The following is a 5,588-nucleotide window of genomic DNA, read 5'->3' as shown; positions in this document are numbered from 1 at the left end:
CAGGCTATGTCATCGACTACGTGATTAGTCCTGCTTCAATAGCTGACAGTACAATGGCCGAGGAAGTATTGTCTCAATTTGGCACACCCATAGTCCTTGGAGATATGGGATATTTAGGTCAAGTGCTTCATGATAGGCTTGAACTCAAGGAAATTGAACTTATTACACCTGTCAGAATGAACATGAAGAAAAAGGACATAACTTTTCCTAATTTTTCAAAACGTCGAAAAGTCATTGAACGCGTATTCTCTTTTTTGACAAACCTCGGAGCTGAACGCTGTAAAAGTCGTTCTTCTTATGGTTTTCTAGTCAAATTAGAGATGACACTTTTAACTTATTCTCTAATATTGAAATCAGCTAAAACCGTGAATTCAATGACTTTAAGATACTCTACCGGATATCAAGTCATGGCTGAATAATCAACTAGCAATTCGGGTTGATTTTTAATTGATAAAGGGGGCTAAATTTAGCCCCCTTTATTTTTATATAAAAAATTTAAGAAAAACCGTAAAAACCTTTGACGTAAACATAAATTTACGATACAATAGATGTATAGTAAAAATAAAACAACTTCTTGCTTCAAACCTTTGGACAGAGAAAAAGTAAGAATGTTTACCACAAAATGTGAGAGGGCTGAGAATGAAATAATGAATTATAAAAATATAGTTTTCGCAAGTATCGTATATTTGTGAAGAAAGGTTGATATGGAAAAAGTAACAGATGAAATTAAAAACGTGGTACAGAGATTACTCGATGATGACGAAAATTTTTCTGGTTGGTATATTGAGAAAGAACTCGAAAAAATTGGAATAAAAGTTTCTAGGATGACGATTTCAAACCTAAGAAATAAAAAAACGACATTGGGTAACACTAAATTTGAAACGTTAGAGGGACTTTATCATTTCGCAAAGACTCATGAAAATATAAATAAAGAATAGAGAGAAAATATGAAAACAATAAGTCTATTAAACTTAAAAGGCGGAGTTGCTAAAACAACAACAGGTGGAAATATAGCAAAAGGTTTAGCAAATAGAGGGTTCAAAACTCTGTTGATTGATACAGATATGCAAGCTAATGCAACAAGTATTTTTCTTGAAGATAAACGCTCGAAAGAGGATTATAAAGGTTTTGCAGAACTGATAGTTGATGAAAAACTAGATGATGTTGACCAGTATGTTTATAACGTAAGTGAGAATTTGGACATGATTGGTTCAAGTTTAGCAGTTGCTGAAAGTGAATTGAAAGTAAGAAATTCATTCAATCGTAATTCATCAAACATTGTAAAAAAAGTTTTAAAGAAACTAGATTCTAAATATGATTATTGTATTATTGATTGTGCTCCAACAATTAATCTAATTACTCTCAATATTATTATTGCGAGTGATGAAATTATCATCCCAATAAAAATTGATAAATTTGCACTTGAAGGTTATAGAACGACTTTAAAGAACATCAATCAAATTATTGATGATTATGAGTTAGATACAGAGGTGACCGTACTTTACACAATGGTCAACAGAAATAATATTGATAAACAATTTATTCAAGAAATATCTGGGAATAGATTTGAAACAACAATACGACATCAAGCTAAGCCAGTTACAGAAAGTGCTTTAAAGAATGAGGTATTAATTGATAGTTCTAAAAGTTCTAAAGTAAAAGATGATTATTTAAATCTTATTGATGAAATAGTAAAAAGGGGTTAAAAAATGAGTAATAGTTTCGGATTTACAGACCTTATGAACAAGGACGAACACAAGCGAAAAAAAACAAATACAAAAAATATTCCTATTGAGGAGATAAAGGAAAATGAGAATAACAACTATGATTTAGTTGACATTGATAAGTTAGCTGATAGCATAGACGAGTTAGGCTTATTACAACCCGTTCTTGTTAAACAACGTGATAAATATAGCTATGAATTGATTGCAGGGCATAGACGATTTAATGCTATTAAAAAACTAATTAGTGAAAATAGACTCCCTGAAGATTACGAAGTTCTCGCTAAGAAAGTTGATGAAGACGAGGATGAGCTTGTAACAAGACTAAAGTTGCATGAAACTAACCTACAAACTCGCTCGCTCTTAAAAATGCCAGAAGAAGAAAAAATAGCCATCATTGATGACTATATGGATATTTTAGATAAAGCCAAAAAACAAGGGTTACAAATCAACGGAAAACCTGTTAAAGGAAAGACTAGGGACTTAATTGCCGAAAGATTTGGTATCAGTCATTATACCGCTCAAAAACTGATTAGAAAAGCTAAAGAACAAGGTGGAGAAGAAGAGGGGGCAAAAATTAGCCCCCAAAAGAAAACCGCTAAAAAGCCAATCACGCAGTTAAAGAAAATTGAAACTCAATTAGAAAAATTAGAGTTTGAGGGAACGGAAGAAGAACAAGAAATCAAGAAAAAATTGATTGAGTTGTTGATGAAATAAAAAGGGGACTAAATTTAGCCCCTTTTTATTTAGGAAATATTTATAATTTGTTCAATGGATATGAGATAGATTTTATCCGTTGATTTAACTCTTACTTGATTATTGATAAATTCTGATACAAAACCATAGACTTCATTTAATTTATCTTTTGATTGATATTTAACTTTGATTTGTAGCTGATTTGAAAAAGACTGATTGAGAAGATAAAGGACTACATGATGTGGTAAAGCTTGAATTTTCTTATCATCTTTTTTTTCTTTTTCAAAAGTATTTTGAGCCTCGGTGAGTTCTCCAGTCGCAAATGCGCCCCATTTCATCATCCCTCTATCGTGATAAGCACGGATGACTTCATAGGGGCTGTATGAACGGTCAACTGACATCTTTTTCCTCCTTGTCTTGACTTGCTGCATGACCTCCAATGAGTTTGTTCCGATAAATGACACGTGAACCCTCGGATAAACTACTTGCCTTTTGTATTGAAAGAAAATCGAATGTTTCTCTAATCTCATCAATAGCTTTTTGGAGTGATTCTTGCTTTTTATTAATTTGATTTTCTTGAACACCTTCAAATAAAGAGAGTTGTTTAACACAACTATCAGAAAGTTGATTTCCGCTTATCCCTATTTGTCTTATCGCTCCCCCTTGGTACTTTTCACGAAATAAAGAGATTGCGAGGTCTTGCAATTCCTCTGTGTTTTGCGTGGCTTCAATATTGCGAGAAACCTTAACAGAAGAGTATTCAGAAGTAGAAGCAGCACCTGCATAAAGTGAAAGATTGCTTGCTAGTTTTCCGCCCTTTCTCAATCTTATCGCTAAGTTCTCAGCCATTTCTTTAATCACAAGTTCAATTTCTCTTTGCTTATGATAGTCACGTGGCAGAATTTGAGAATTGCTGAAGCTAGTAGATTTTGGAGTATATTTTTCTCTTACGTTGCTTTCATCGATTCCGTTAGCATGGAAAAAATGCTGAAGTCCAATTGTTCCCAATTTTTGTTTAAGGAGAAGTGGGTCAGCATTCGCAAGCTCTTTGATAGAAGTGATTCCAAGTTTGTTTAATCGTTTCTCAGTTCGCTTTCCAATTCCCCAGAAATCTGTCATCTTAGGAATTGTCCATAGTTTATTAGGGACATCTTCATAACGGATTAGGGCTCTCATATTATCATTGTGCTTGGCATAGTTATCCATTGCAAGTTTTGCAAGCAAGGGGTTGTCTCCCATCCCAACAGTCACATATAGTCCTAGTTTATCTCGAATCTCACGTTGCAAGTCTAAAGCAATTCGATTCATCTGTTCATAACGATTTTTAATCTCAGGGAAGAAGAAGTTCAATGATTCTGTGATATCCAAAAAAGATTCATCAATCGAGTAGGAGTGAATCTCATCAATTGACGTATAATTGGTCAGTATATCTGTCACTTCAATTTTATAGTCCACATAGAGCTGCATTTGTGGAGGAACAATCCACGTGCGTTTCGCCCAAGACTCAATAAAAGCGACATATTGCAAAGTTGGTTCAGTTCGCTGTCCATGAATGTCTGTATGTGTTCGATACCATTGCGGATAATTGAACTTTCGTGTTTCTATAAGAAAAGGTAAATCGCTGGCACGACTGACATTTTTCATACCAAAAACTTTTTTAAAGGTTGGACTAGAGGCAAGCGTTAACCCTTTAGAATGATCTGCTCGACTCATGACACAAAGAGAAGTGGTCAGAGGATTTAAATTTCGCTGAACGCATTCAATTGAAGCATAATTAGACTTGACATCTTGAAAGAGGATGGCACGACGTGGTTCAAGCGAGTAGTCAAAGTATTTATTTAATTTTAATTGTTCCATTGTTCCTCCTAAATCAAAAATATCAGTTTTGCTGATATTATATCTTTTTTTAGAGTAAAAAACAATAAAAAAGACATTAAAACTGATAAAATGTTATTGTTATGGAAAATCTTTAGTGATTCAACATCCTTCCTATGCTTTTAGTATAATAGAGTTAAGCATATTATCATTTGAAAGAGAACGAGGAGAAATAATGGATAAATACATAAGGCGAGCCTATCAAAGAATGAATCAAATGTCTTTTGGAGGACAGGCGTTGGCTTGGTTCCTTTCAATAAGGTTATCAGATTTGGTTTTAAAAAAATAGAAAATATCGGTGTTCCTTTTTTTAATTTTATCCTAGGGTTTATATTATCAGTGCTTTTTCTGACTGTCGGAATGTTGCTTCTTGACTCTATTGAAAAAATAAATAAGCACTTTGTCCTTCGTCACGTTTTTTTTAAAATATAAAAACACGTCTATTCCTAGAGGTGTTTTTATATTTTGGAAACAAATCTATGGATTAATGTTTTCATTGACTTTATTCTCCCTTAGGGCTCAGTTTTCTTTACTGACTCAATAAAATCTTTCCTATAATGATAATAAATTGATAAAATATGAATAACGAAGATCAAGTAACAGTGGGAGGAAGAGAAAAGAATGGCAGAAGCAAAATTTGAAGCTGCTTTGATCAAAAAACTAGAAGCAGAAGGATGGACCTATCGTAAAGATTTATCTTATGTCTCTATTAAGGTCTTAGAGGGACACTGGCGTGAGGTGCTTAATGAAAATAATGCTTATAAATTAAATGGCAAACCTTTGTCTGATGTTGAATTTGGCTTAGTGATTCAAGAAGTTCAGAGGATTAAAACGCCTTATGATGCTCAACTTTTATTGGTAGGGGCAGGGGGTGTCGGCTCTATTCCTATAACACGAGATGACGGCTCTAACTTAGAAGTATGGACCAATGTCAAATATTTAGACACAAAATGAGCTATATTTTCTTAAAATAATTTTCTTCTTTCTAATTTGGAGTTAAACCATTGTTGGCGGAATGAGGATTATAATTGTTATAAAATTGTTCGATGTATTCAAAGCAAGAGAGTTGAACTTCTTGAATGGAGTGATAAGTTCTGCGATTAATTTCTCGATGTTTAAGATACTTGAAAAAGACCTCAGTGACGGCATTACCATAAGGATATCCAGGCTTGGAGTAAGAAACAAGCAATTGATGCTCATCTAATAACTTTCTAAAGGAAGCTGATTTAAAGTGGCTTCCATGATCCGAATGAAAAATAATTGGTTCCTTAGGTTTCCTCTTATTTATAGCTATTT

6 protein-coding genes and 2 pseudogenes are annotated in these 5,588 nt (G+C 33.5%); 5 read left to right on the top strand and 3 right to left on the bottom strand.

What is annotated here, in order from left to right; all coding sequences use genetic code 11:
- From LLA01S_RS11515 to LLA01S_RS11500, 4 genes are all read left to right on the top strand, one after another.
- A partial coding sequence (locus LLA01S_RS11515) for a transposase (protein WP_155719850.1) occupies positions 1–419 on the top strand: 419 nt, incomplete at its 5' end.
- Between the two features lie 285 nt (positions 420–704).
- A complete protein-coding gene (locus tag LLA01S_RS11510) occupies positions 705–938 on the top strand; it encodes a hypothetical protein (protein WP_014573541.1) in 234 nt (77 codons plus the stop codon).
- Positions 939–947: 9 nt separating this feature from the next.
- Positions 948–1,706 (top strand): ParA family protein, encoded by a 759-nt coding sequence (locus tag LLA01S_RS11505; protein WP_014573540.1) that lies wholly within the window; start codon positions 948–950, stop codon positions 1,704–1,706.
- Positions 1,707–1,709: 3 nt separating this feature from the next.
- The gene (locus tag LLA01S_RS11500; RefSeq protein ID WP_014573539.1) at positions 1,710–2,438 is read left to right on the top strand and encodes a ParB/RepB/Spo0J family partition protein; all 729 of its coding nucleotides are present in this window, start codon (positions 1,710–1,712) and stop codon (positions 2,436–2,438) included.
- 29 nt (positions 2,439–2,467) lie between these two features.
- Here LLA01S_RS11500 and LLA01S_RS11495 read toward each other — a convergent pair whose 3' ends face one another.
- Together LLA01S_RS11495 and LLA01S_RS11490 are read right to left on the bottom strand one after the other, a co-directional pair.
- Positions 2,468–2,818, bottom strand: coding sequence for a hypothetical protein (locus LLA01S_RS11495; RefSeq protein WP_014011586.1), 351 nt, complete (start codon positions 2,816–2,818; stop codon positions 2,468–2,470).
- The gene (locus tag LLA01S_RS11490; protein WP_061778349.1) at positions 2,808–4,274 is read right to left on the bottom strand and encodes a Y-family DNA polymerase; all 1,467 of its coding nucleotides are present in this window, start codon (positions 4,272–4,274) and stop codon (positions 2,808–2,810) included. Before LLA01S_RS11490 ends, LLA01S_RS11495 begins: the two co-directional genes overlap by 11 nt.
- Before the next feature lie 639 nt (positions 4,275–4,913).
- Here LLA01S_RS11490 and LLA01S_RS11485 point away from each other — a divergent pair.
- A pseudogene (locus tag LLA01S_RS11485) lies at positions 4,914–5,213 on the top strand (PDDEXK family nuclease); the annotation flags it as partial.
- Between the two features lie 18 nt (positions 5,214–5,231).
- Here the strand turns inward: LLA01S_RS11485 and LLA01S_RS11480 are convergent.
- Positions 5,232–5,588, bottom strand: a pseudogene (locus tag LLA01S_RS11480) (integrase core domain-containing protein); the annotation flags it as partial.

The organism is Lactococcus cremoris subsp. cremoris NBRC 100676 (genome assembly GCF_001591705.1).
Classification (GTDB): Bacteria; Bacillota; Bacilli; order Lactobacillales; family Streptococcaceae; genus Lactococcus; species Lactococcus cremoris.
The sequence above is the reverse complement of the archived record's forward strand: the minus strand, read 5'-3'. Positions and strand labels throughout refer to the sequence as shown.